Annotated in this window: 23 protein-coding genes and 1 pseudogene; 7 read left to right on the top strand and 17 right to left on the bottom strand. The window is 33.4% G+C overall.

What is annotated here, in order from left to right; translation table 11 throughout:
• Position 1: 1 nt before the first annotated feature.
• The 5 genes and pseudogenes from HHX25_RS19665 to alaS all read right to left on the bottom strand — a co-directional run bounded on the left by HHX25_RS19665 (position 2) and on the right by alaS (position 6,068).
• Positions 2–937 (bottom strand): threonine/serine dehydratase, encoded by a 936-nt coding sequence (locus HHX25_RS19665; RefSeq protein WP_169676981.1) that lies wholly within the window; start codon positions 935–937, stop codon positions 2–4.
• A gap of 8 nt (positions 938–945) precedes the next feature.
• Positions 946–1,560: a DUF4230 domain-containing protein gene (locus HHX25_RS19660; protein WP_169676979.1), complete on the bottom strand. Its 615-nt coding sequence runs from the start codon at positions 1,558–1,560 to the stop codon at positions 946–948.
• 516 nt (positions 1,561–2,076) lie between these two features.
• The gene (locus HHX25_RS19655; protein ID WP_169676977.1) at positions 2,077–3,042 is read right to left on the bottom strand and encodes a GSCFA domain-containing protein; all 966 of its coding nucleotides are present in this window, start codon (positions 3,040–3,042) and stop codon (positions 2,077–2,079) included.
• Positions 3,043–3,114: 72 nt separating this feature from the next.
• Positions 3,115–3,361, bottom strand: a pseudogene (locus HHX25_RS19650) (GxxExxY protein).
• Positions 3,362–3,452: 91 nt separating this feature from the next.
• Complete coding sequence (gene alaS, locus HHX25_RS19645; RefSeq protein WP_169676975.1) at positions 3,453–6,068, bottom strand: alanine--tRNA ligase; 2,616 nt, start codon at positions 6,066–6,068, stop codon at positions 3,453–3,455.
• 222 nt (positions 6,069–6,290) lie between these two features.
• Here alaS and HHX25_RS19640 point away from each other — a divergent pair, with 222 nt between their 5' ends.
• From HHX25_RS19640 to HHX25_RS19620, 5 genes are all read left to right on the top strand, one after another.
• Positions 6,291–7,262, top strand: coding sequence for a M23 family metallopeptidase (locus HHX25_RS19640; protein ID WP_169676973.1), 972 nt, complete (start codon positions 6,291–6,293; stop codon positions 7,260–7,262).
• Entirely contained in the window at positions 7,262–7,591 is a 330-nt protein-coding gene (locus HHX25_RS19635; protein ID WP_169676971.1) for a MerR family transcriptional regulator, read from the top strand. Before HHX25_RS19640 ends, HHX25_RS19635 begins: the two co-directional genes overlap by 1 nt.
• 104 nt (positions 7,592–7,695) lie before the next feature.
• Entirely contained in the window at positions 7,696–8,283 is a 588-nt protein-coding gene (locus tag HHX25_RS19630) for a LemA family protein (protein WP_169676969.1), read from the top strand.
• Positions 8,283–8,720, top strand: a complete 438-nt coding sequence (locus HHX25_RS19625; RefSeq protein WP_169676967.1) for a TPM domain-containing protein — start codon at positions 8,283–8,285, stop codon at positions 8,718–8,720. Before HHX25_RS19630 ends, HHX25_RS19625 begins: the two co-directional genes overlap by 1 nt.
• Positions 8,701–9,567 carry a TPM domain-containing protein gene (locus HHX25_RS19620; protein ID WP_240964585.1) on the top strand — a complete coding sequence of 289 codons (867 nt, stop codon included), beginning with the start codon at positions 8,701–8,703 and terminating at the stop codon, positions 9,565–9,567. Before HHX25_RS19625 ends, HHX25_RS19620 begins: the two co-directional genes overlap by 20 nt.
• Before the next feature lie 80 nt (positions 9,568–9,647).
• Here HHX25_RS19620 and HHX25_RS19615 read toward each other — a convergent pair whose 3' ends face one another.
• The 6 genes from HHX25_RS19615 to der all read right to left on the bottom strand — a co-directional run bounded on the left by HHX25_RS19615 (position 9,648) and on the right by der (position 16,424).
• Positions 9,648–12,221, bottom strand: coding sequence for a TlpA family protein disulfide reductase (locus HHX25_RS19615; protein ID WP_169676963.1), 2,574 nt, complete (start codon positions 12,219–12,221; stop codon positions 9,648–9,650).
• Positions 12,222–12,373: 152 nt separating this feature from the next.
• Positions 12,374–13,045 (bottom strand): hypothetical protein, encoded by a 672-nt coding sequence (locus HHX25_RS19610; protein WP_169676961.1) that lies wholly within the window; start codon positions 13,043–13,045, stop codon positions 12,374–12,376.
• On the bottom strand, positions 13,046–13,411 hold the full coding sequence (locus tag HHX25_RS19605) for a GntR family transcriptional regulator (protein WP_169676959.1): 366 nt from the start codon (positions 13,409–13,411) through the stop codon (positions 13,046–13,048).
• Between the two features lies 1 nt (position 13,412).
• Complete coding sequence (locus tag HHX25_RS19600; protein WP_169676957.1) at positions 13,413–14,213, bottom strand: hypothetical protein; 801 nt, start codon at positions 14,211–14,213, stop codon at positions 13,413–13,415.
• Between the two features lie 3 nt (positions 14,214–14,216).
• Positions 14,217–15,038 carry an ABC transporter ATP-binding protein gene (locus HHX25_RS19595; RefSeq protein WP_169676955.1) on the bottom strand — a complete coding sequence of 274 codons (822 nt, stop codon included), beginning with the start codon at positions 15,036–15,038 and terminating at the stop codon, positions 14,217–14,219.
• Positions 15,039–15,119: 81 nt separating this feature from the next.
• Positions 15,120–16,424: a ribosome biogenesis GTPase Der gene (gene der, locus HHX25_RS19590; RefSeq protein ID WP_169676953.1), complete on the bottom strand. Its 1,305-nt coding sequence runs from the start codon at positions 16,422–16,424 to the stop codon at positions 15,120–15,122.
• 167 nt (positions 16,425–16,591) lie between these two features.
• Here der and HHX25_RS19585 point away from each other — a divergent pair, with 167 nt between their 5' ends.
• On the top strand, positions 16,592–17,098 hold the full coding sequence (locus HHX25_RS19585; RefSeq protein ID WP_169676951.1) for a GTP-binding protein: 507 nt from the start codon (positions 16,592–16,594) through the stop codon (positions 17,096–17,098).
• A gap of 141 nt (positions 17,099–17,239) precedes the next feature.
• Here the strand turns inward: HHX25_RS19585 and era are convergent, their stop codons facing one another.
• From era to HHX25_RS19565, 4 genes are all read right to left on the bottom strand, one after another.
• Entirely contained in the window at positions 17,240–18,121 is an 882-nt protein-coding gene (era, locus tag HHX25_RS19580; RefSeq protein WP_169676949.1) for a GTPase Era, read from the bottom strand.
• Positions 18,122–18,252: 131 nt separating this feature from the next.
• The gene (locus HHX25_RS19575) at positions 18,253–18,981 is read right to left on the bottom strand and encodes an FKBP-type peptidyl-prolyl cis-trans isomerase (RefSeq protein ID WP_169676947.1); all 729 of its coding nucleotides are present in this window, start codon (positions 18,979–18,981) and stop codon (positions 18,253–18,255) included.
• Positions 18,982–19,329: 348 nt separating this feature from the next.
• The gene (locus HHX25_RS19570) at positions 19,330–19,998 is read right to left on the bottom strand and encodes a bifunctional 4-hydroxy-2-oxoglutarate aldolase/2-dehydro-3-deoxy-phosphogluconate aldolase (RefSeq protein WP_169676945.1); all 669 of its coding nucleotides are present in this window, start codon (positions 19,996–19,998) and stop codon (positions 19,330–19,332) included.
• Positions 19,999–20,009: 11 nt separating this feature from the next.
• A complete protein-coding gene (locus tag HHX25_RS19565; protein WP_169676943.1) occupies positions 20,010–21,056 on the bottom strand; it encodes a sugar kinase in 1,047 nt (348 codons plus the stop codon).
• Between the two features lie 154 nt (positions 21,057–21,210).
• On the opposite strand from HHX25_RS19565, the gene HHX25_RS19560 reads away from it, so the two are divergent.
• Entirely contained in the window at positions 21,211–22,245 is a 1,035-nt protein-coding gene (locus HHX25_RS19560; RefSeq protein ID WP_240964584.1) for a LacI family DNA-binding transcriptional regulator, read from the top strand.
• Here HHX25_RS19560 and HHX25_RS19555 read toward each other — a convergent pair.
• Positions 22,242–24,296 carry a six-hairpin glycosidase-like protein gene (locus HHX25_RS19555; protein WP_169676939.1) on the bottom strand — a complete coding sequence of 685 codons (2,055 nt, stop codon included), beginning with the start codon at positions 24,294–24,296 and terminating at the stop codon, positions 22,242–22,244. The genes HHX25_RS19560 and HHX25_RS19555 overlap by 4 nt on opposite strands.
• Positions 24,297–24,369: 73 nt before the next feature.
• Positions 24,370–25,710 carry an MGH1-like glycoside hydrolase domain-containing protein gene (locus tag HHX25_RS19550; RefSeq protein ID WP_169676937.1) on the bottom strand — a complete coding sequence of 447 codons (1,341 nt, stop codon included), beginning with the start codon at positions 25,708–25,710 and terminating at the stop codon, positions 24,370–24,372.
• Positions 25,711–25,935: the final 225 nt, after the last annotated feature.

Genomic DNA, 25,935 nt, shown 5'->3' with positions numbered 1-25,935 from the left:
TTTAAAAAGGAAGATTAGATACATCTACATTTCCTCCTGATATTATAACACCTATTCTTTTATTTCTTATTCTTTTTTTATCTTTTAAAACCGCAGCAAAGGCAACGGCACTAGATGGTTCTACTACTATTTTCATGCGCTCCCAAATGAGCCTCAGAGATTTAATAATCTCATCTTCCTCAACACGTGTTATATCTTCAACGTGCTCCTTTATAATTGGGAAATTCCGATCCCCTAAATAAGTCCGTAACCCATCTGCTATAGTATTAGAAGTCTTGTTTTTTTCAATCCTTCCAGAAATTAATGATCGATAAGCATCATCAACCTCAAAAGGTTCTCCTGCAATAACCTTACAAGTATCCGAAAAATGATTCGCTGCCAAAATAGTACCTGCTAACAACCCTCCACCACCAACTGGTGCGAATATATAATTTAAATCGTTATAATCTTCCAACAACTCTATAGCTGCCGTTGCTTGCCCATAAATAACATCGTCATCATTTGAAGGATGGATAAAGGTTGCTCCCTTTTCTTTTTGGATACGTACTGCTTCATGTTCCCTAGCATTCACACCAGAACCACATTCAATAATAACACCTCCATATCCTCTAACCGCACTCTTTTTGACTTCAGGGGCATTCTCGGGCATCACTATATAAGCTTTTACATTAAGGTTTTTGGCGGCTAATGACAGTGCCTGGGCAAAATTACCAGAAGAATGTGTAACAACGCCTTTACTTTTTTGTTCTTTGGTTAAATTTAAAATAGCATGTGTTGCGCCTCTCATTTTAAATGCTCCTGTCTTTTGAAAGTTCTCACATTTAAAAAAAACCTCGGCTTCACATAATTCATTTAACAACTCTGATGTTAAAACTGGCGTTCTATGAATGTAGGGCTTTATAAGATTATGTACCTTTTGTAATGTAGGTTTATCCATATTTACTACTATAATTTTATTTTCCCTAAAGCATCAATTGTCGATACTGGGTTTTCATTATATTTCAAAGTCCATCCTAAAGAATTTGTTAGAATATAGAATTTTGAGAGCTCGCTTATTAATCTATTTTTAGCGTTTGTTTTTAAATCGGAGGCTTCTAATTTTTGATTCAATGATGCTTTTACTATTTTTTTTATATCATTATAATCTTTGGCCTCGAAGGGATTAAAAAAATCTGATTGAATATCGTAATACTCCAAATCTGGATTGATTTTGATTTCTTCTTTGGGAATGCTTAAAATAGTGAGTGTCTTACCAACCTCATCTACTTCAAATTCAATTTTACTTAAGTCATAAGCTATAGAAACTTCTGCATTAACAACCACAAGCGCTTTTTTTTCTGAAGTAAAATAATCTCCAAAAATGTCTTTAGAATTCTTATAGTTAAAAACCTCACTAAAATGTCCTTCGGTAACCACCAACTTTCCAACATTTTTTATTTGTTCCTGAATGAGCGCAGAACTTTCCTGAAGTACTATTTTATCTTCATGCTTATCCCCACAATATTTAAAGGAAAACAGAATAACCAAGGTAATGATGACCCCAAATAGAATTTTTCGCATGCACTAATTTAAAAATAATTCTATAGTATTCTTGATCTTTATATATAAAACAAAAAAACATTAGTTTCCTTCGACATAAGAAGTCTAACCAATGTAGTTTTGAAATATAAATTAACGAGACAAAACTAATCAACTTCTCTTCAGAAGGTATTAACTGAACGTTAAACAAAAGTTATTTTAAACAACAATAAAACTCTTGAATTGATAACTTCAATGTGATAGAATTTTAAAACTTTATATTCAAAATCAAAAGTCGCATAAAAAAAACACCAATCGCTAATCATTTTACTGATCGTACAATTGATGTTTTTGATATGAACTGATTAATAGCGTTTTAAATCTACAATTATTAGTTTTAGAATTCGTAATTTTTCGATAAAACGTTATTAAAAAAGATTAACCGTAATAATATTTTTGAGACTCACGAGCAACGAATCCCAACTATATGTTTTGCCTTTCAAAATTATAAATTAGGTGTTATTTTTTATTCAAAACCTGTTTTTAATTAGATACATCTTAAAATACGATGTGTGAAAATTGAGCCTTAATTCGATTTTTTTTTGCTTCTATGTTTTGAAGAAATTTTTGATGGGTTTCAGAATTTGGATTAAATGGCTTATGCTGCAACCCTTTTTGAACGGCATCAACTTCTTTCATTGTTTTTTCTGCCTTTGAGGAGATCCAAACCTCGTAGAAACGATTCCAAATATAACTAACAGCAACCCCATTTGGGTGAATCATATCTTCTTTATAAAAACGATAATCACGAAGTTCGTCCATCATAATTTCATAGGCGGGGAAGTAGAATGGTTGACGATTGACGATTGACGATTTTTGATTAATAAACTGATGAATAGCCGAAATTAAATGTGCTTTACTTTGTGTGTTTTCAATAAAACCATCTTTTATATGTCGCACAGGAGATACAGTAAAGATAATTGATGCCTTAGTGTTTACACTTCCAATTAAACGAACTATTGTTTCTATTGATTTGGAAATTTCATCAACCGAAAGTAATTCTTTTGTAAATTGTTTTTGAGGCACCTTATGGCAGTTTGCTACAATCTCTTTTGTGTTTATAGAGCGATAGACCCAGGCTGTTCCCAAAGTAATAACAATATGAGTGGCTTTTTTAATTTGTTGATTTGTTAATTGAATACCTTCATTTAAATCATTCAACAAATCCTGTTTAGAGACATTGCTCAACTTTGAATGTACATCAAAACAATGCCATTGCTCATTGTGAAAAAAGATATCATCTTCAGAGTATCCCTTTTTATTTATTGCGTGAGAAACTAAATTTTCAATAGCCTTAGGATGAAATAAAACACCCCATGGGTTTTGAGTATTTTGAAACTTAAAATAGTCTAGCTTCTTACCCATGTTTTCTACAAAACAAGAACCAATTAGCAAGATATTTGAACGGTAGTCTATGAGGTTTTCAGACTGTTTTTCTAATGGTATTTTTGTTTGTAGCTTCATTTTTTTCTTATTAAAGAACTATGCTTTTTCTCGCCAAGGCTCTAAGGCTCTAAGACGCAAAGAACCTCTTTATTACAATCCACTAACTATTCTGGTGATTCCTGTTTTTATTAAAGGGCTGTTAAAATTAATTAAAAGCCCAAGTTTTAATCCTGATAGTTTTAAATTGTTTAGGATAGACAGGGTGAATTTCTTGTACTGATTTTATCTCAATAATCACTTTATTTTCAACAATTAAATCGGTTCGAAACTCTAAATCTAATGTTTTTCCTTTCCAAACCACTGGTAATTGCTTTTGTCTTTTTACTTCAAATCCCATGTCGCTTATTTCCGAATATAAAATTTCTTCATAAACAGGCTCCAACAAACCTCTTCTTTATATAACTTTGTGACTCCGCGTCTTTGCGAGATTAGTTCAGATAATCCCTGACCTTTTCTAAAGCCTCTTCAATCCCAGCTGGATTCTTACCTCCAGCCGTTGCAAAAAATGGTTGTCCGCCACCACCGCCTTGAATATATTTCCCAAGCTCTCTAACAACTTGCCCTGCATTTAATGCTTTACTTGCTACCAATTCTTTTGAAATGTAACAAGATAATAGGGCTTTCCCTTTTTGCTCTGCTCCAAATAATAGAAATAAATTATCAAATTGACTTCCTAGCTCAAAAGCAACATCTTTTATTCCTCCTGCATCTAAATCTAATTTCTTGGCTAAAAACTGAATGCCATTAACATCTTTCAATTCATTTTTAAGGGCTCCTTTTATATTTTTAGCTTTATCTTTTAAAAGTGATTCTATTTGCTTTTTAAGACTCGTATTTTCTTCCTGCAAATTCTGTAATGCTTTTACGGGCTCCTTGGCATTGTTAAGCAAATCTTTCATTTCAAAATAAGCGCGATTATTTTCAAAATAAAAATCCTTAACAGCATCATTGGTAATAGCTTCAATACGACGAATTCCAGCAGCAACTGCACTTTCAGATACAATTTTAAAATGCCAAATATCGGCAGTGTTTTTCACATGAGTCCCTCCACAAAGTTCTATAGACTGACCAAAACGAATTGCACGAACCGTGTCTCCATACTTCTCTCCAAACAAACTCATGGCACCATCTGCAATGGCTTCTTCTTTAGGAATGTCTCGTTTCTCCACTAATGGCAACTTTCCTTCTATCCTAGCATTTACAAAATTTTCAACATCTCGTAATTCTTCAAGCGTTAGTTTAGAAAAATGTGAAAAATCGAAACGTAAATATTTTGAGTGCACGGCACTTCCCTTTTGCTCCACATGCGTACCCAGAACCTCTCTTAAAGCCTGATGTAATAAATGTGTAGCGGTATGGTTACATTCCGTTCTATAGCGTTGTTTTGCATCTACAACCGCCTTAAATGTTTCTTCAATATGTTTTGGTAGGTTTTTAGCAAAGTGAATAATCACATTATTTTCTTTCTTCGTATCCAAAATATAAATAACATCACCATGTGCATCTTCTAAATACCCTTTATCACCTACCTGCCCTCCTCCTTCTGGATAGAACGGTGTGATATTAAATACCAACTGGTACATTTCACCATCCTTTTTAGAAACCACTTTTCTATATCGGGTTAATTTAACTTGAGCTTCAAGGGTATCGTAGCCTATAAACTCTTCTTCGGTATCATCAAATAAAATGGTCCAATCGTCAGTTGACATTTCGCTAGCTGCACGAGATCGGCTTTTTTGCTTTTGCAGTTCTATGTTAAAACCTTTTTCATCAAGTTTTAATCCTTTTTCACTTAAAATAAGTGCTGTTAAATCTATTGGAAAACCATAGGTATCATATAGTTCGAAAGCTTTTTCTCCAGATACCGTATCGTCTTTCGTTTCCTCAACAATTCTGTTTAACAATACCAAACCTTGGTCCAAGGTTCTTAAAAAAGACTGTTCTTCTTCTTTTATAACATTTTCGATAAGTTGTTTTTGAGCTTTCAATTCAGGAAAGGCTGCTCCCATTTTCTTACTCATAATATCAACCAACCTGTAAATGAATGCTTCTTTTTTATCCAAAAAAGTAAAACCGTAACGCACAGCTCGTCTTAAAATTCTACGAATCACATAGCCAGCACCTGTATTACTAGGTAGTTGACCATCTGCTATAGAAAATGCTACAGCTCTAACATGATCGGCTATAACACGAATGGCTATATCTACATCTTCAAGTTTACCATATTTCTTTTTGGTAATCGTTTCTATCTCCCTAATTAAAGGCGTGAAAACATCGGTATCGTAATTAGATTGAACACCTTGTAACACCATACATAAACGTTCAAAGCCCATACCTGTATCAATATGCTTATCGGGAAGGTTTTCTAAGCTACCATTCGCTTTCCGATTGTATTGCATAAAAACCAAATTCCAAATTTCTACAACTTGCGGATGGTCTTGATTTACTAAATCTTTCCCTGATACTTTTGCTTTTTCTTCTTCAGAACGAATATCTACATGTATTTCACTACAAGGACCACAGGGCCCCTGCTCTCCCATCTCCCAGAAATTATCCTTTTTATTGCCTTTTAAGATACGGTCTTCAGCGATGTACTGCTTCCAAAAATCATACGCTTCTGTATCCATTGAAAGGTTATCTGCATCATCACTTCCCTCAAAAACAGTCACATACAATATATCTTTATCAATACCGTAAACTTCTGTTAATAGTTCCCAGGCCCAAGCAATGGCTTCTTTTTTAAAGTAATCCCCAAAACTCCAATTACCAAGCATTTCAAAAAGTGTATGGTGATATGTATCATATCCCACTTCCTCTAAATCATTATGCTTCCCCGAAACACGTAAACATTTTTGGGAATCGGCAATACGGTTATTTTTTGGTTGTGCATTTCCTAAAAAAAACTCCTTAAAGGGCGCCATTCCTGAATTCACAAACATTAGGGTAGGATCATCTTTTAAAACCATTGGGGCAGATGCAACTATACTATGTTTCTTTTCTTCAAAAAAACTTAAAAACTTTGATCGTATATCTTGTGACTTCATGTGTTCTTATTAAAACCTTTGTTTCTATTTTAATTACTATTTATAAGAAACAATTTTTATATTTACTTTCTAATTTATTTTAAATTTAGGATGCCTTAAACCTACTATGAGCAATAATCGTAATATAGATTATAATAATTTTTTTGTAGGTTTGTCCGTTTGCATATTAAATGCAGTCATTGTATGACCCAATTTAGATGCAAAAATAGTATAATTTAAGAAATGAGTAAGGTAAAATATTATTACGATTCCGAATCGCTTTCCTACCGAAAAATAGAGCGAAAAAAGAGGACCACTTTTAAGTATGCTTCCTTTTTTATTTTGGGCTGTGCTTTTTTTGCTTTTATCTTTGTTTTTATTGCAAGTCAATACGTTGAGTCTCCAAAAGAGAAAGCTATAAAAAGAGAGTTACATAATATGCAGCTCCAATTTGAATTGCTTAATAAAAAAATGGCAGAGGCTGAAACGGTACTAGCCAATATTGAAGACAGAGACAATAATATTTATCGTGTTTATTTTGAGGCCAACCCTATCCCAGAAGCCCAACGTAGAGCTGGGTTTGGAGGCATAAACAGATATAAGGATTTAGAAGGGTTCGATAACTCCAAATTAATCATAGAAAGCAATAAACGCATCGATATATTACAAAAACAAATTGTCGTACAATCTAAATCACTTGATGAAATTGCCGTTTTAGCAGAAAAAAAGGAAAAGATATTAGCTGCCATCCCTGCAATTCAACCCGTAAGCAATGAAGACTTAACCAGAATGGCCTCTGGATATGGTATGCGATCCGATCCTTTTACCAAAGCCCGAAAAATGCACTGGGGCATGGATTTTACTGCGCCTAGAGGCACGCCTGTTTATGCTAGTGGCGATGGCAAAGTTGTTCGAGCAGATTCTGGGTCTAGTGGTTACGGTAAACACATAAGAATTGATCACGGTTTTGGATATACTAGTTTGTATGCGCATTTGTACAAATATAACGTGAGAAAAAACCAAAAGGTTAAACGTGGTGATATTATAGGGTTTGTTGGTAGCACAGGACGTTCTGAAGCGCCTCATCTGCACTATGAGATTTTTAAAGACGGGGAACGTATCAACCCTATAAACTTCTACTATGGAAGTTTAACAGCCGAAGAATTCAACAAACTATTGGAGCATGCTTCTTTAGAAAATCAATCTCTGGATTAATGCATATAGATCTGCCCGAAAAACGATATTACGGTATTGGCGAGGTTGCCAAAGCATTTGATGTTAACACCTCTTTAATTCGTTTTTGGGAAAAAGAATTTGACATACTAAAGCCTAAAAAGAATGCTAAAGGCAATCGCAAGTTTACCCCTGAAGACATAAAAAACCTTAAATTAATTTACCATCTTGTTAAGGAACGTGGATTTACCCTTGAAGGTGCTAAAATTCATTTAAAAGAAGGCAAAAAGGACACGCTTTCTAATTTTGAGATTATTAGTAAATTAGAAAATGTAAAAAATCAACTTATTAAAATAAAGCAATATCTTTAACCATAAACACTAGGACATAAAAGCGCACTTACTAATGTAACGTTTCTAAAAATTATGTATCTTACTATTAACAATTGAAATAATATCTTTAAAATAATACTATTATGAAGAAATGGCTACCATTAATAATTATAATTGCTTTTATTCTACTGTTAGTTAAATGGGGAATAGGAGTTAACAATATGCTTATTGAAAAAGAAGGCTTAGCTAAAGTTCAATGGGCTAATGTTGAAAGTTCATATCAGCGAAGAGCAGATTTAATCCCGAATTTAGTGGCTACCGTAAAAGGTTATGCAGCCCATGAAAAAGAAACCTTGGAAGGAGTTATTAAAGCACGTTCTGAAGCAACCAAAACCACTATTAATGTTGATAATTTGACTCCCGAGAAAATAGCACAATTTCAACAAGCGCAACAAGGTTTAAGCAGTGCTTTATCTAAATTATTAGTGACAGTTGAACGTTATCCTGATTTGAAAGCTGATAAAAGTTTTTCAGAACTACAATCACAATTAGAAGGTACGGAAAACAGAATTAATGTTGAACGGAATAGGTTTAATGAAATAGCAGGAGAATACAATATCATTATACAAAAAATACCTACAAACTTTATTGCGAGTATAGGAGGGTTTAAAGGTATGCCTTTATTTAAATCTGACGATGGCAGTGAGAATGCCCCTAAAGTAGAGTTTTAATGTCAAAAATTGAAGACTTCCTTTCTCCCGAAGAAGAACAAGAAATAGTTGAGGCTATAAGATTAGCCGAACTAAATACTTCTGGTGAAATAAGGGTCCATATAGAGAAAACCTCAAATAACGCTCCATCCAATCGGGCTTTAGAAGTATTCCATATGTTAAAAATGGATAACACAAAGCTTCAAAATGGCGTCCTTATATACGTCGCTGTTGAAGACAAATCCTTCGTTATTTATGGAGATAAAGGTATTAATGATATTGTAAGTGTCGATTTTTGGAATAGTACAAAAGATATCATACAAGATCATTTTAAATTAGGAAACTTTAAACAAGGATTAGTTGAGGGCATACTAAAATCTGGTGAACAACTTAAACAACATTTTCCTTATTCAGATTTAGACACAAATGAGCTATCGAATGAAATTTCAAAAGGATAGAATTCAACTTATGATACCAACTTTTTTAAAACAAAAAAATATTATCCTTTTTTCGTTCCTTTCTCTTTTTGCATTTGGAATATCTTCCGCGCAATATAAAATACCTAAAAGGCCCTCTGACAAGAAGCAAACTTTTGTGTACGATTATACAAACCCTAAGTTACTTTCAAAAACTGATAGCACAAATCTTGCGATTAAACTAAAAAAATATGCGGATACTACTTCAACACAAATCGTAGTAGCTATAATAAATTCTACTGAAGGAGAATATATTAATTTCTTAGGGGCACAATGGTTGAAAAAATGGGGGATTGGACAAGAAAAAGAAGACAATGGAATTTTGATCTTGTTGGCCAAAAATGATCGAAAAATTGGAATAAATACTGGTTATGGTATTGAACACCTTTTAACAGATGCATTATCAAAACGTATTATAGAAAGGGACATTATACCTTTTTTTAAACAGAACAACTACTATGGAGGGTTAAATAGTGGTGTGGATGCTATTTTTCAAGTTTTAAAAGATGAATATAAAGGAACTCGAAAATCATCAGATAATGGCTTCCCGGTTGGACTTGTTTTTGTTTTCATTTTTATTTTTATCATCATTCTTATTTCTATTTCTAAAAACAGACGCGGTGGTGGAGGAAATAGAGGAAACAGATCTAGAGGCAGTGATATTTTAGAAGCCATCATACTCAGTAATATGGGTCGTGGGGACTATGGAGGTGGATCAAGTAGCGGTTGGGGCGGCAGTTCTGGAGGTGGTTGGTCTTCTGGAGGTGGTTTTGGAGGCGGCTTCGGTGGAGGTTCTGGCGGTGGTGGCGGAGCTTCTGGTGGCTGGTAAATTCTCAATAAAAAAACCTTTGACTTGATTTAATTTTATTAAAACCTGTCAGTTTTAGGACAACTCTTATTAATTACAAACTATTTCTCCATTTCAGCTTTTAAAATTGTTTTTAACCTTGCATTTGAGTTATGCCCCATTTTAGGTTTTACTATTTCTCCTTTTTTATTTACCAAAGTATAATGCGGTATCCCTGATATTTTAAATTTATCGGACAAGTAATTCCATTCATCGGCAGATACCCTATAATGTTCCCCTTTTATATTTGCAATAGCATTTTTCCATGTGCCTTCAGGAGAGGTTTGATTGGTTATATACAAAAACACGACATCTTCATTTTTCATTTCTTCTTTTAACGGTATAATTTTTCTAATGCCTGATTTGCATGGACCACACCAGGTTGCCCAAAAATCGACATAAACGACTTTACCCTTAAACTTTTTCACCATAGAGTCAAACAACTCATCGCCTTCTGTTTTGTTGACTTCATTTACCGTATAACCACCTTTCGTTTTATTTTCTTCTATACTTGCTTTTGTTCGCTCGTTAGCTTTAGCCAGATAGTTTGCTAAAAATGGGTCTTTTAATTCACCCTGCACACGTGTCAACTCATCATCTGAATACACTTGATAATCTTCCAGTTTTTTACCAGCCCTTTGTAGGCGAATTAGATCATATAAAAATGCATCCGATTTACCGAAAAATGCCTTTATTTTTTTATCTCTTTTGGCATAATGCTTTTCTCTACTCATCGTTGAAATATCAGTTTGATGTTTCTTATAAAATTGATTTCGTACTTCCCAATATATTTCATTAAAAACACGCTCTTTTTCAAGTTCTTCTTTGGTTTTCATTATTTTAGCAGCTTCTACCATCTTCTTCTCTTCATCAGACAATATTTTCCCTTTATCTTTTAAGTACTCAGCCATATTTACAAGAAAATGCCTATGTTTAGGTTTAAGAGTATTTTCTTTTAAAGAGTGACTATAATTTTTTATGTCCTCTTGATACTTTTTATAAAAAGCCTGCATAACTTTGCCATGAGCTTTTCTAAAAAGCTGTTCTTTCTTTATGATTTCTGGTGTCTCTATTTGTTTACTCATTTCAACCATCTCCAACTCTTCAACACTAAGCTCTTTATTATTTTTTTGTAACCAATCTGTAATGTCTGCCAAAATTAGTCTCGAAGATTGATCTACTTTAAAAATATCTGCATATATCAATCGGTTTACAAAAAAGTAGTAATCATTAGATAATAAAGCCAATTTATTGTTTATAATATCCTTTGGAAGGAAATCATAATAATCTTCATTAACTTCAAAATTTTCAAAAGGCTTCTTCTTTTTTTCTGATTTTGCCTTTTCATTTTGCCGCTTTAAACTTCCTCTAAACATATCATATCCCAATACATTTTGATAAGCAGAGAGTTCTATTTGTAACTTTTTAATCTGCAACGCCTTCTTGCTTACAAAATGTTCTTTAGCATACTCTTCCAGTGCTTTTAATTCCTTATCCCTTACATCCAGGCATATTTTTTTATAATCCTCTGGTGAGGTAACCCCTATGTTTTTTCTTGTTTTTTGATGATTAAAATATCTTATAAATTCTAAAGCTTGCAAATCTGTATTCAATTGTGCGCATTCGCCCATAAAAAATGATTTGTTGCCATGGATATAGTGAAAGGTTTCCCTTCCTGGCTCTAGAAAAACCGTATAGGCGCCATTAGACATTCTTACAAAAGCAGACTGTGGGTGGGTAATTGGAATCTTTATGGAAAAACTGCCGTCGTCAGCTATTTTAATTAAATGCGATTCTTGGTTCCCTAAAAAGGCATTATTAATATGTAGGGTTCCCGTTTTCTGTTCGGCACGACTTGTGAAACCTTTAATAGCACCAGAATATGTTGTCTCACCTAAACTAAATATAGGTTCTTTATATTCAATATTATTAGCTAGCTCATAATTGGGGTTATCTGTTTTCTCTAAACTATAATTTTGTAAGTTTTTTGAATCTTCACCCAACGCGACTCTTCCGTTTTTAAGAAGTTTTGCGTATACTGTTTTAACATTACTCCCATTTTCTAAAACAACAGTGATTTTTTTTCCTTTCTTTTCTACTGACTTATAATTCCAGATCTTCTTATTTATAATGGCTTTTTTCGAATGAAACCCATAGTGCCATTGATTGCTTCCATCTGTCAACATCCAATTGCCTCTAAGCACTTTAGGGATACCTCCTTCCTCTTCATTAATAATGATATTATAGATATACCAAGTACCACCATCGTTAGCTTCTCCAAAATCAATTTCGTTAATGGATTTATTTAATTTAGGAAAGTATAATTTATAATCTACTTCACCTGACTCTGGCATAAAATAGCGCTTGTTCAAAGGAATTCCCTCGGCTTTTGTAACAAAGAGCTTTTCTTCAGAGTCAACACTTTTTATGAATGTCTTTTTAGGAATAGAAATCCAATATCCTGGCCTGTATTTAATGTGAAAATGCAGTACAGTAGCATCTTCTAATATTTCTATTTTAGTTACATCCCCCGAAACAGTACTGTTGCCGTAATCGGGGTTTTCAATAATTTTTTGTGCGAATACGTTAGTGCATATAAGCATTAATAATAAATAGATGAAAGAGTGTTTTTTCATACTGATTGTTAATTGATTGATTAATTATTAATTATCTCTTGTTATTAACGAATGTAAAGCATAAGCTGCATGAAGGTTCTTAATTAAATTGTAAAACATATAAGCTTTATGTTAAATCATGCATAAAACTTAATTATTTGAGTTTTAAAATTCTATTTAGAAGTTTCATAATTACTGGTACTATCCAGTTCAACGATGAGGCGTTTTGGTTTTTTCATCCTCATTGATATTTTTGAATGATTCTTAAGAGATACTTTTAAGTTTTCCACATGTTGTTTTTCTGGGTATTTATATCTGGTATCGCTTTTTTTATCTTCTGGTAGTTTATAAACCAGCGATTTGAGACGAATATCAGAATGATTAGTTGCCATTATGCTTACCGTATTGATTGAATCAGCTTTAAACACTCCAGACAACTTACTTGCACTTAATTCAAAGAAAATACTGTCATTAAATAACTGATTTAAATGGATATTAGAATTCGCCTTTCCAATGATCTTTTTGATTGAATTACCATATATTATTAATTTATCAGTAGATTTTTTTACTTCCTTAATAAATAAAGTATCATTACTTATTCTAATTTCATTGAATTTATAGGGTCTTCCAGGAGCACTAACCCCCAAAACAGTATTCGCACTATTCGATCCTATCAAAAAATTGGAGTTTTCTTCAGCAACCACTACAGAAAAGTTATCCAATTTCATTGATTGATAAAAAGAATCCTTTTTTTTTAAAGATTCTTTAGCATTTGCAAACAGAATTACTGTCGTACTCATAACAAATATAAGTAGCGCTATTTGTATATATCTTGATGTTTTCATTTAGTCATTATTTTTAATTTCTTTTATAACTTGATTTAAATCTTTGCTGTTTAGCTTGAGCAGTTTTATTTTTTGAAGTAAAAAAGGCAGTTCGTTTTCAAAAAAAGTTGTTTTCTCTTTCTCTTTTATTTTTACCATAGCATGTTTAGCAACAAAAAATCCTACTCCTCTTTTATTTTCGAAAATACCCTCATCCTGCAAATAAGCATAGCTCCTCATCACGGTATTTCTATTTACCTCCAATTCAACTGCCAAATCCCGTACTGAAGGCACTCTTTCTTCTGGGCATAATTTGCCCTCTAAAATCTGATTGCAGAGATTGTCGGCAATCTGTAAAAAAATACCTCTATTAGACTTAAATTCCATATTAAACTTTTCTTTCTTTTAAGTAAAAATATGACATTGGGATTAAAAACAATGTTGTTCCTATAAGCTGTATAATAATAAAAAAATCAGAGCTTTTTATGTTTTCGATCATATTATAGGACCTTAATTTGATGTCAAATAATTCTTTGGGCTTATGATAATAATACAAATGGGAGAGGCATACCATAAACAAAAAATAACCTAGTGCAACCAGCATAAACACAAATACACTTTTAAATAAAGCATATTTTTTAAAGTAAGCTGCACCAGTAAACGCAAAAACACTTAATGCAATAACAGTGGATACTGCCACTAACGTATCAATATTATCTTTGTGCCAATCGATAGGACTTAATAAATGAAAAGAATCTATTTTAAGAGGATTTTCCCAGGAGAATAAATCGTATATACCATAAGCACATTTATAACTAAGCCAATACAAAGGCAAGAACAATGAAACAAAAACTAAAATTCTTATAATAAATTGGACCAAAAATTTTTCAAAAATTGAAGCAGGCAATAAAAGGTAATTAATACTCTTACTGTGTGACCTTAAAGCAGGAAAGCTGGTCCCTGACACCAAAACACATGTTAACGACTGTAAAAAAACACCCAAAGGAGAATAATAGCTCTCATTGAAATCTACACGATTACTAGCGGTAGCTAATGTAAAAAAAGCTAAAATGAATAAGAAAATTATTAAACCCGTAAAATAAAACAAATAGGTCTTCCCATTTAATCTTAAATCGAATTTTAAGTATGTGTAAAAACGTTTAACATGAAAGTGTTTTTGCAAATTCATAATTTATAAATTAATTTCTGTTTTGTTACAAATGGCGTTAAACATAAGTTCTATGTCCATTTCTGTTTCTTCATCATTATTTACAGGCAGAATAACCTTATAACCCATTGGCGATTTTTCGGAATATATAATTCCAGAAATATCATCTAAATGATTCAATATTTTAAACTGTAATTTTTCAGTAATACGATACACATCTTCATTAAAAACAATAGATCCGTTTTCAACTACAATAATTTTATCAATAAGGGTTTCAACATCTTTGACTTGATGTGTTGATATAATGACCAATTGATCGTCTTCCACAGAGTTGACCAATACTTTTCTAAACACGCTTTTAGAGGGGATATCAAGACCGTTCGTAGGTTCATCTAACATTAAAAGTTTACAATTTGTTGATAGTGCAAAGGCTATTATGAACTTTTTTTGCTGACCATGAGATAGCTTTTTCAAGTTTTGATCTTCCTGAAGCTCGAATTCCAATAAAATCTTATACATCTTCTCAATATCAAAACTTTTGTACAGTGCACCATAAATTTGTAAATATGTTTTTATTGTTAACGACGGTAAAAATGGTGTGTCATTCACAAAAAATATATCACTTAAAAAATCAGGATCTCTTTTATGCGGTATATATCCGTTAACTTTTATCTGCTCATCTTTTACGTACAATAATCCAGAGATGAGCTTTAATAATGTCGATTTTCCAGCACCATTTTTCCCTAATAGCCCTATAATACTTCCAGCGCTTTGAGTAAAATTTAAATCTTTAAATAAAAGTTCTTTTTTGCTATAACCATAAGTAAGGTTTTGAGTTGAAATCATATCTAATGTATTAGTGTACTATTTAACTATGACACAAATATACATTTATATCTAGAACCTCCAAATAAAATAATAAAAAAACTACTTCTTCCGCATATAAACACTCACGGGAACCCCAGTAAAGTCAAAGTGTTCACGAAGTTTATTTTCCAAAAAACGTTTGTAGGGATCTTTTATATATTGTGGTAAATTACAGAAAAAAGCAAACTGCGGTTGCGGCGTTGGCAACTGCATAATGTATTTAATCTTTACAAATTTTCCCTTGAAAGCTGGTGGCGGGTAGTTTTCGATGATGGGTAACAGGACATCATTAAGCTGACTTGTTTTTATTTTTTTAGAACGGTTTTTATAAACCTCAACAGCTGTTTCAATTGCTTTAAAAATACGTTGTTTCGATAAAGCCGAAATAAATATGATGGGAACATCTGTAAAAGGCTCTATTTGCTTTCTAATAACCTTTTCGTATGCCTTCATCGATTTATGGTCTTTCTCTACCAAGTCCCACTTATTGACCAAAATAACAATACCTTTTCGGTTTCGTTCTGCCAGCCAAAATATATTTTGAACCTGGCCATCAAAACCTCGCGTGGCATCTAAAACCAAAAGACACACATCTGCATGCTCAATTGCTCTGACACTGCGCATAACCGAATAAAACTCTAAGTCTTCCTTCACCTTAGATTTTCTACGTATCCCTGCGGTATCGACTAAATTAAACTCAAAGCCAAAACGGTTATATTTGGTATCAATAGCATCTCTTGTTGTACCTGCAATGTCGGTTACTATATATCGATCTTCTCCAATCAATGCATTGATAAATGATGATTTCCCCGCATTGGGTCGACCAACCACAGCAAAGCGTGGCAACTCCTCCTCCTCGATTTCTTCCTTTTCGGGCAGTGCTTCTACTAAAGCATCTAATAACTCGCCCGTACCACTTCCGTTAATACTTGCAATGCTATAATATTCGCCCAATCCCAATGAGTAGAACTCAACAGCATCTTCAGAACGTTTAGCATTATCAACTTTATTAACGACCAAAAATACAGGTTTACTTACCTTTCGAAGTAAATTGGCAACATCTTCATCCATACCTGTAACACCATTCTCAACATCTACCATAAAAATAATAGCATCTGCCTCATCAATGGCCAATTCAACCTGTTTATCAATTTCAGCTTCAAAAACATCGTCACTACCCAACACATAACCTCCAGTATCGATAAGAGAAAACTCTTTGCCGTTCCAATCACTCTTCCCATAATGACGATCTCTTGTAACACCACTCACAGCATCAACTATGGCTTCTCTTCGCTGTATTAAACGATTGAAAAAAGTTGACTTCCCTACATTTGGTCTTCCTACTATAGCTACTATATTGCTCATAATCTATTAAGTGGTATACAACAGCCTCAAGCTGATTTATTTATATTTCTTTATTTGAAATATTTTGCAAAAATAGGAAATATAGTCTACCTAAGGTGAGTTCAGATTAAAACTATTTATGTTTTATAAAAAAAACAGTAATTTACTATGCTTAAATTTATAAAGACATGCCAATAGATAATGATATTGCTTTAAGACCGCGTTTTAAAATTAAACTTAATACGGATAACCAATCTGTTTTAAGAGATTTTGAAGCTTTAAAAACCACCCAATCTAATTTTATAGTAACGCGGTTAGACAACCATGTTTTTATTAAATTCCCAAAAGAAAAACAACATTTTTGGTCCCCGCAACTGCATCTGGAAATTGATGAAATTGACGAAAATTCGAGTTTACTTCATGGGTTATTCGGACCCAATCCAACCGTTTGGACCATGTTTATGTTTTTTCATTTCATAGTTGCAGGTTTATTTATAGCTTTTGGAATATGGGCGTATACCAATTCGTCTTTAGATAAAAGTTATGCCATGCAAGTTAGTTTTATGCTTTTAATGATCATTATTTGGATTAGCTTATACTTTGCTGGTAGTATTGGAAAAGCTTCTAGTAAAGATGAAATGCGTGCATTAAATGATTTTATGAATAGCGTTATAGAAAATGCAAAAGCACCTTAATCTTAAAAATTAAAGTGCTTCAACAACTAACTAAAAACTCAATAAACTAAACTAAACATTATTGAATATTTTATAGGAACAAATATCATACTAATGCTTAAAGTTAATGTTACCTTATTAAGAAGAAAGTATTAGCTTTTGCTACTGATTGTAACCAAAACGTTTCAATTGATTTTGATTACTTCTCCAATTTTTATTTACTTTAACATAAAGTTCCAGATGGATTTGTTTACCAAAAAATTTCTCTAGATCTTTTCTAGCCTCAACCCCTACTCGTTTTAGAGCACTTCCTTTATGTCCAATAATAATCCCTTTTTGAGTGTCACGTTCTACCATAATAACAGAACGAATTCTAATAATTTTTTCTTCCTCTAAAAATTCTTCGGTATCGACTTCAACAGCATATGGAATCTCTTTTTTATAATGAAGGAGAATTTTTTCTCTTATACTTTCATTTATAAAAAAACGTTCCGGCTTATCGGTAAGTTGATCTTTTGGATAAAAAGGTGGAGATTCTGGAAGTAACTCTATAATTCTATCAAAAACTTCTTTTACCTGAAAGCCCTCTAATGCAGAAATAGGAATAATTTCGGCATTGGGTACTTTTTCTGCCCAAAGTGGCACTTGAACTTCTAATTGTTCTTGATTTGAGGTGTCAATTTTATTTAAAAGTAACAGTACAGGAATTTTTGAACTTGTAATTTTTTTGAAAAAAGCTTCATCTTTTAACGCCTGCTCTCCAATTTCCACCATATAAATTAATATATCGGCATCTTCAAAAGCAGACTTTACAAAACCCATCATAGACTCCTGCAACTCATAAGCTGGCTTTATAATACCAGGGGTATCACTAAACAACACTTGAAAATTATCTCCATTTACAATACCCAAAATTCTATGGCGCGTGGTTTGCGCCTTCGATGTTATAATAGACAATTTTTCGCCTACAAAGGCATTCATTAATGTTGATTTACCTACGTTAGGATTTCCAATGATATTTACAAAACCTGCTTTGTGCCCCATAAGTTCTTTTGTTTAGTGTACAAATTTACAATGTTTGTATCTTATCACACCATGAATACGTATAAAACAAAAGAACAGGAGGCATATGCTTCCTGTTCTTTTTAAAATATTAAGGTTAAGTCGTTATAAAATTACTTAACTATTTCCAATAACTCGATTTCAAAAATTAAAGTATCAAAAGGCTTGATGACTCCACCTGGCTGAGGGAAAGCACCATATGCTAAATCTTGTGGAATGAAAAATCTATATTTAGAACCAACTTTCATAAGCTGAAGACCTTCAGTCCACCCCTTAATAACTCGATTTAAAGGAGTTGTAAAAGGATTCCCTTTCTCAACAGAACTATCAAATACAGTTCCATCAATTCTAGTTCCATGGTAATGTACTTTAACTCTTGAAGTTGCTGTTGGTTTCTCTCCATCTCCTTCTTTTAAAACAATGTATTGCAAACCACTTTCTGTTGTTTCAACACCTTCTTTTGAAATATTTTCAGCTAAAAACTTTTCACCTTCAGCTTTATTTTCTCCAAATTTTTCTTCAGCTTTTTTAAGGGCCTCCGCTTGTTTTTTCTCAGCCTCTTCTTGCTGCTTTTTCTGGAAATAAGTTTGAATAATAGGATTGATTTTGCCTGATTCTATTAAAATATTTGTTGAATCAGCTCCATTTTTAAGCCCTTGTACAAAAAGGTCTATATTAATCTCCTCAAAACCTGCTCTTACTTGATGTCCATTACTTAAACCTATAGCATAACTCACGGAATCTATTTGAGTTTTCAACGGTAAATTTGTAACACCATTCTTGTTACACGATACCATAAGTAATGCGGTCATTACTATGCTTAAAATTTTAACTGTTTTCATCTTTTTATTTTTTAGTTATTAATATGAAACATTTATGATTTTGGTTATAAACGTTACATTATATTTTAGTTATTTTTCAATTGATGCCAAAAGTAACAAATTTACGCGCATAAAAAAAGAAAGCCTTCCTTGAATTCAGGAAGGCTTTTAAGTATGTATAAAATATACTTTAAGTAAAATAATTTCTTGAAACGAACTATCCTCGAGGCAGAGTCATAGAGGTATTTCGGTTATTTCGTTTTGCTTTTTCAAGCAAAAATCGAAATTATGTTATTTAGATTCCCGTTTTCACGGGAATGATAATTTCAACAGAAACCTCGACGCAAAGCGTCGAGGAATTCTTTTCGATTAACTTCTAACCTCTTTAATTAGGTTAATAGAAAATCTTACCTGTTCTTCTATTTTATCATAGTCAAACTGACCATTAGCATCTTTAGCCATTAATTTAGATCCCATACCAACACAAGTAACCCCTGCATTAAACCAAGCCTCTAAATTTTCTTTTGTTGGGGACACGCCTCCTGTTGGCATAATGCTCGTCCAAGGTTGTGGTCCTTTAATCCCTTTTACAAATTGTGGTCCATAAATATCTCCAGGGAACAACTTAACAATCTCGCACCCTAACTCCTCTGCTCTGGTAATTTCTGTTAAAGTACCACATCCAGGAGACCATAAAACCTTTCTTCTGTTACAGGCAATGGCAATATCTTCTCTTAATACTGGTGTAACAATAAAATTAGCTCCTAAGGCCATAAACCTTGAGGCAGCAGCAGCATCTGTTACAGATCCAACACCTAATACCATCCCAGGCAATTCTTTAATCGCGTATTTTACCAACTCACCAAAAACCTCATGAGCAAAATCACCACGAGCTGTAAACTCAAGCAACCTCGCACCACCATCGTAACACGCTTTTAATACTTTTTTACTTGCTTCTATATCGCTATTATAAAACAGAGGAACCAATCCTGTGCTTTTCATAACTTCTGCAACTTCTATTCTTGTATATTGTGCCATTTCTTTATTATTTATCTTGCAACTCGACCTGAAGCGTCACCACCCATTAATTTTTCTACTTCACTAACTGTAACCAAGTTAGCATCTCCTTTTATAGTGTGTTTTAAACAAGACGCAGCTACAGCAAAATCTAAAGCGTTCTGGTCATCTTCAGGGTATTTCAATAATCCGTAGATTAGACCACCCATAAAACTATCACCACCACCTACTCTATCAACTATATCAGTAATTTGGTATTGACGTGTTTCGTACATTTTCTTTCCATCATATAAAACACCAGCCCATGTATTGTGAGATGCAGAAATAGATCCTCTTAAAGTTGTAATAACTTTTTTAGCTCTAGGGAATTTTTCCATCATTTGCTTGCAAACAGATAAAAATGCCTCAGCTTTCACATCATGACCTTGAGTTTGAACAGTAATACCTTCTGGCTTAATACCAAAGTGCATTTCTGCATCTTCTTCGTTTCCTAATACAATATCACAGTATGAAGTTAATTCTGTCATAACCGCTTCTCTATGAGCATCATCACAGTATTTCCATAGTTTCGCACGGTAATTTAAATCGGTAGAAATAGTAATACCTTTAGCACTTGCCGCTTTTACAGCCTCTAAACATACATCTGCAGACCCTTGAGAAATTGCAGGGGTTATACCTGTCCAGTGAAACCACTCTACACCTTCAAAAACCGCATCCCAATCAATCATTCCTGATTCAATTTCTGCCATAGCAGAATGCGCTCTGTCATAAACCACTTTACTACCTCTAGAAACAGCTCCCGTTTCTAAAAAGTAAATTCCTAAACGATCTCCTCCATAAACAATCTTATCGACACCAACACCTCTTTTGCGCATTTCCATCATAGCACACTCTCCAATATCATTTTTTGGTATACGTGTTACGAAATCTACTGACACACCATAATTGGCTAATGACACTGCTACGTTCGATTCTCCTCCACCATAAATAACATCAAAATTATTTGCTTGTGAAAATCTTAAAAATCCTTGAGGAGCCAATCTTAACATGATCTCTCCAAATGTTACTACTTTACCCATTGTTTTAATTATTATTTTAGCTTGATTTATTTTACGCTTAAACGTTTAAGCAAATAAGTTAAAATATAATCAAAGTCATTAAAAATATATGATTTTGATTATAAAAACTAACGCTGTATATTTGCTTAAACGTTTAAGCAAATATATAAAAAAATTGAATATCAAAAAGAAAACCACCATAAAAGATATTGCGAACGTTTTAAACATCTCTCCCGCTGCGGTTTCTAAGGCTTTGCATGACGACTCCCGTATTAGTGAAAAAACCAAAAAGGCTGTTAGACAGGTTGCCAAAAACCTGAATTATCAACCAAATCATCTTGCCAGTGCCTTACGCAAAGGAAAAAGTCATCTAGTAGGGGTTATTGTTCCCAGAACGAATAGCAACTTTTTTTCTTCAGTGATTCAAAATATAGAAGAAGCATTAGATAAAGAGGGTTATAACATCATTATCACCCAATCCAATGAATCTTACAAAAAGGAATGTCGTAATATTGATACATTATTATTTACACAAGTTGACGGTATTATAGCTTCTATGGCCAATGAAACCATTCATTTGGATTATTACGAAAAAATTAAATCTAAAGGTATTCCTTTAATTCTGTTCGATCGTGGTGAAAATGATTTAAATGTAGATTATATAGGTATTAATGATTATGATAGCAGCCATATGATCGTTGAGCATTTGGTGCAGCAGGGCTGTAAACGAATTGCTCATATTGGTGGTTATAAACGTACGCGGATCTTCAATAATAGAATTCGGGGGTATATTGATGCCCTGAAAAAACATCAGCTCCCTATAGAGGATAACCTGTTAATTGAGAGTAGCCTTACCACTGAAGATGGAAGAGATAAAATGACTCAATTATTAGCTTTAAAAGATAGACCAGATGCTGTTTATGTTGCAGGTGATTATGCTGCTTTAGGCGCCCTTCAAGTATTAAACGAACGTGGTATTAGGATTCCTGAAGATATCGCTTTGGTAGGATTTGGCAACGAACCTTTTACTGGCATGGTAACGCCTACTATTACAAGCATTAATCAACACAGCAGTGAAATAGGAAAACAGGCTGCCAAAACATTTTTGCAACATGCCAAAAAAACGGTCGTCAAGCAAAAACTGAATAAAATAATTTTGGATGCTGAATTGATTATTAGAGATTCTTCAAATAATAAAAAAACTCCTTAATTCTTTATAAATGTCACGTTTATTGAGTTTCCTTTAGCAATTTTCTTGTTAAGTACTACATTCCCATTGCTCTTAACCACTTTTACCTTTATTTGTCTTCCAGCTCGATTTACTTTTATACTAAAATCTTCTCCAAATGCCTTAATATTATTTAAATACATATGGTCCCAATTTTCAGGCAATCTAGGTGTGCAAATAAAACTACTAAGTCCCGTGGGAGTTATACCAAAAACACCTTCGGTAAAGACTCTGCAATACAAGGCACTCTCTGCAGATAAATGTGCCATATTACCTTCGGGAAAAGCTTCAACCACGTAAGGCACCCTATTTCCCAATAGTCTTTTTTCTGAAAACTGTTCTAGCTTTTCTAAGGATTTCTTTGTCTCTCCAGAAGCAAATGTACCACGTAAGGCGTATAAGGTCCCCCGGTCCCAAAATATTTTGGTTATAGCTTCATCATCACTATTTTTTTCGACATGCACCCCATTATCGGTCCAAAGGCGATCAAAAAGCGCTGTAACAGTCGCATCCTTTCTTTTGTTAAGACCAACAACTAATGGAAGGCAAATCCAGTGACGTAAATATTTATGCTCTTTATAATATTTGTAAGTATCCAAACCTTCTACATGAGCCCCAAAATAGTTTTCTATGGCTAGACTAAGCTTGCTCGCCTGTTCTTTATATTTATTCTGTAACGCTTTTGGTTTATTAAGAGATTTGGCTAAATCTCCAGCATGATTTAATGCGCCATAATATAGAGAAGATGTTGATAAATTAGCATTTCCTGTTTCAATACGCCCTTCCATTTCGTCCGACTCCGACATAACGACACCTTCTTCATTAAGCTGCCTGTTGCAATATTCGAGACACCACTCTATAAGTGGCCACAACTCATTTGCAGTAGGAATATCACCAAATGCCATGGCATAGTGCGCCGCTCCATAGGCTATCATGGCTGCATCTCCTCTATCCTTTAAGAAAGGTTTTACCAAGCCTTCAATTTCAAAAGAATATCTGATTTTTTTGTATTCAGCGTTCGTTTCTTTGGCAAATGCTCTAAAGGTGTTCATCGCAGATTCGTTACCCAGAGCATAACCCAAATAGGGAAAAAATGGATTGATATACTCTGCCTGGTCATTCGCCCAGATGCCTACATAATACCGACCACCTCCTGGCGAATGAATTAAACCTAATTCCGACTCAAAAATACTTTCTGATGCCCTTGTTTTTGAAAATTCAAATAAGGTATTCAATATAGGGTTTGGTGTATCTAGTTGTAAGGATCCTGACATTAAACTAAGAAACGCTTTTCGTTTTGACAAGGTTATTTCAACTGATTCTTCTGGAAACTTTTCTTCAGGAGTTTTTGCCATAATGTCTAATGAAAATGACGTTGCCTCTCCTGGCTTTAACACCATACTCTCTGGCGCGTTTGTTTTAATAAGCCTGCTATATTTCCCTTTGGCTCCATAGTCATTAAATTCAAGAGCTGTATTACCAACTTGAATTTTCATGATAGAATCGGTGGTATTTTTTATAGTCCACATTTCTCTAAAAAGCCGTTCGTCCATGGATGGAAAAAGCGACCGGGTTAACATTAATCCATTTTTAGATGGATCATGTTCAAAATTGAGTATGCCATTTATTGATACCGTTTTTACAGTACCTGGTACAAATTGCTCATCCTTTATATAGAGCTTGGGCAACAACGCATCGGTATACTCCCCTTTTAAATAAGCTCTATAATCATGAAACCATGTATCTTCAGATGCCTTAAATTCATGTAATTGTGGAAAAAACACGGTTCTATTCAAAGACAACTTTCCTTTATCATCTATACTGTATTTAACGATACCTGCAACACGCTTACCAGCCATCTCAATATCATCGGTATAAGGTAAGTTATCTTTATTATCTATATTGAAAGTAATCGCTGTATCTCCAGAAATATGCCAATGCTTTCCTCGTGCATTATTAGTATTATCCTGAGGAAACAAGGAAAATTGCACAAGGAAAAACAGTAATAATAAAGTTATTCTTTTATTATTCATAATAGTAACTCCCAGCATTTTTATTATTATTTATCTCTTTCAAATATATCAAAATAAGAAGGCAACTATTCTTTTATTCTATTTCCAGCAGCATCCATTTATCGTCAACAACACCTTCCAAAAGGTTTTGAATACAAAGATTCCAACTAATGAACCCTACAATATTTCCATCTTTATCTACATGGTCATGACTAGGAGCTAATGGTTCTCCTGTATCTGCATGGTAGTTTTCATGCATGGTGTTATATTTTTTGATATCATTCAACAATAATGTCCCAACAGTCTCTGCTTGCCAATAAAGAGCTTCATCAAAACCATAATTTTTTAATCCAACGGAGTAAATATAATTTGCTATAGGCCAAACGGGGCCTTGCCAATTGGAAAAGGGTACAATAATATTCTTATTGTTATAATCTGGATCCTGTAATGATAATGTTCTGAATCCATATTTAGCTTTCATATGGTCTGAGTTTATTAGATATTCTGATATCATTAATTTTCCTTTTTCTTGGGGTGCTATATTGTGCATTAATGGCACAAAAGAAGAATAACTAACTCTTTTATAAAAATCGCCCGTTTCTCTATCTATCGTATAGTAAATTTTATCCGCTTCAGACCAAAGATATTTATTAATGGCTTTCTTTAAATCATCTGCTTTTGTTTTATATGTGCTTGCTTCTTCCAGCTTCCCTAAATTCTTAGCTATTTGAGCTTGAGCTAGGTATTCTTTATATTGAAAAGCACTCGCATCTGGTGCTAAAAACGATCGTTTATCATCAGTAAAATAGTTCATTGCTACATTATTATCGGCACCACTTTGCATACCATTATCCCAGAAAAACAACCCTGTTTTTTCATCTTGCTGTGTCTTTTCTCTATAAGCTAGTACTTTTTTAAGAGCTTCGTAATAAGGCGCTACCCATTTGTAATCTTCCAATCCTTTGGAAGCAAAATGCACACCTTGAGATAAAAATGGTTTCATTGCAAATTTCCCAAAAAGCAAACGTGGTCCTTTAGTTGTGGCGCAACCAGAAGCATAACCCTCTTCGTCAATACCTTCTATTAAATTGAGCGCCCAATATTTTAGGTACTCTGGTTTTCCTATACTTACAAAATGATTTCCCATAAAAAACCCATCCCAATCCCACATTTGCTTATAAAAACCTGCTGGAATCAGGTATGGGTATTTTAAATATCCTTCAGCAGGTTGAACAACTTTTTGCCTAAGTTCATCATATTTAGAAGTAATACTTGTTAACAAAGGGCGAAGGTTTTCTGCATCCATCTCTTTTATTTCTTTGGTACTTTCAATTTTTATTTGTTTTTTTTCTACAGTTTGGCAAGCAAATACCAAAGTACATATACTACATAGAATAACTATTTTTTTTCTCATATCTTTTCTTGATCTTATCATATTTGATTTCATTTATATAATTAGGCATATTCTTAAGAGTAAAAATAGCCTGTAGTTATACAAGACATGGTATTCATATTGTCCAAATACCTCTTTCCTTCTGTCACTTTTACTATTTAAGCAGAATCTCTCCTAGAGGAGAACCTATTAATACTTTAAACAAAGGTATTGTAGGAGATACCCTATTACTTATAATGTCGTATCAATTACTTATAAAATCGTGTT

This window comes from Flavivirga algicola, assembly GCF_012910715.1.
Lineage (GTDB): Bacteria > Bacteroidota > Bacteroidia > Flavobacteriales > Flavobacteriaceae > Flavivirga > Flavivirga algicola.
Note: the sequence above shows the minus strand (reverse complement) of the source record. Positions and strands in the feature narration are given on the sequence as shown.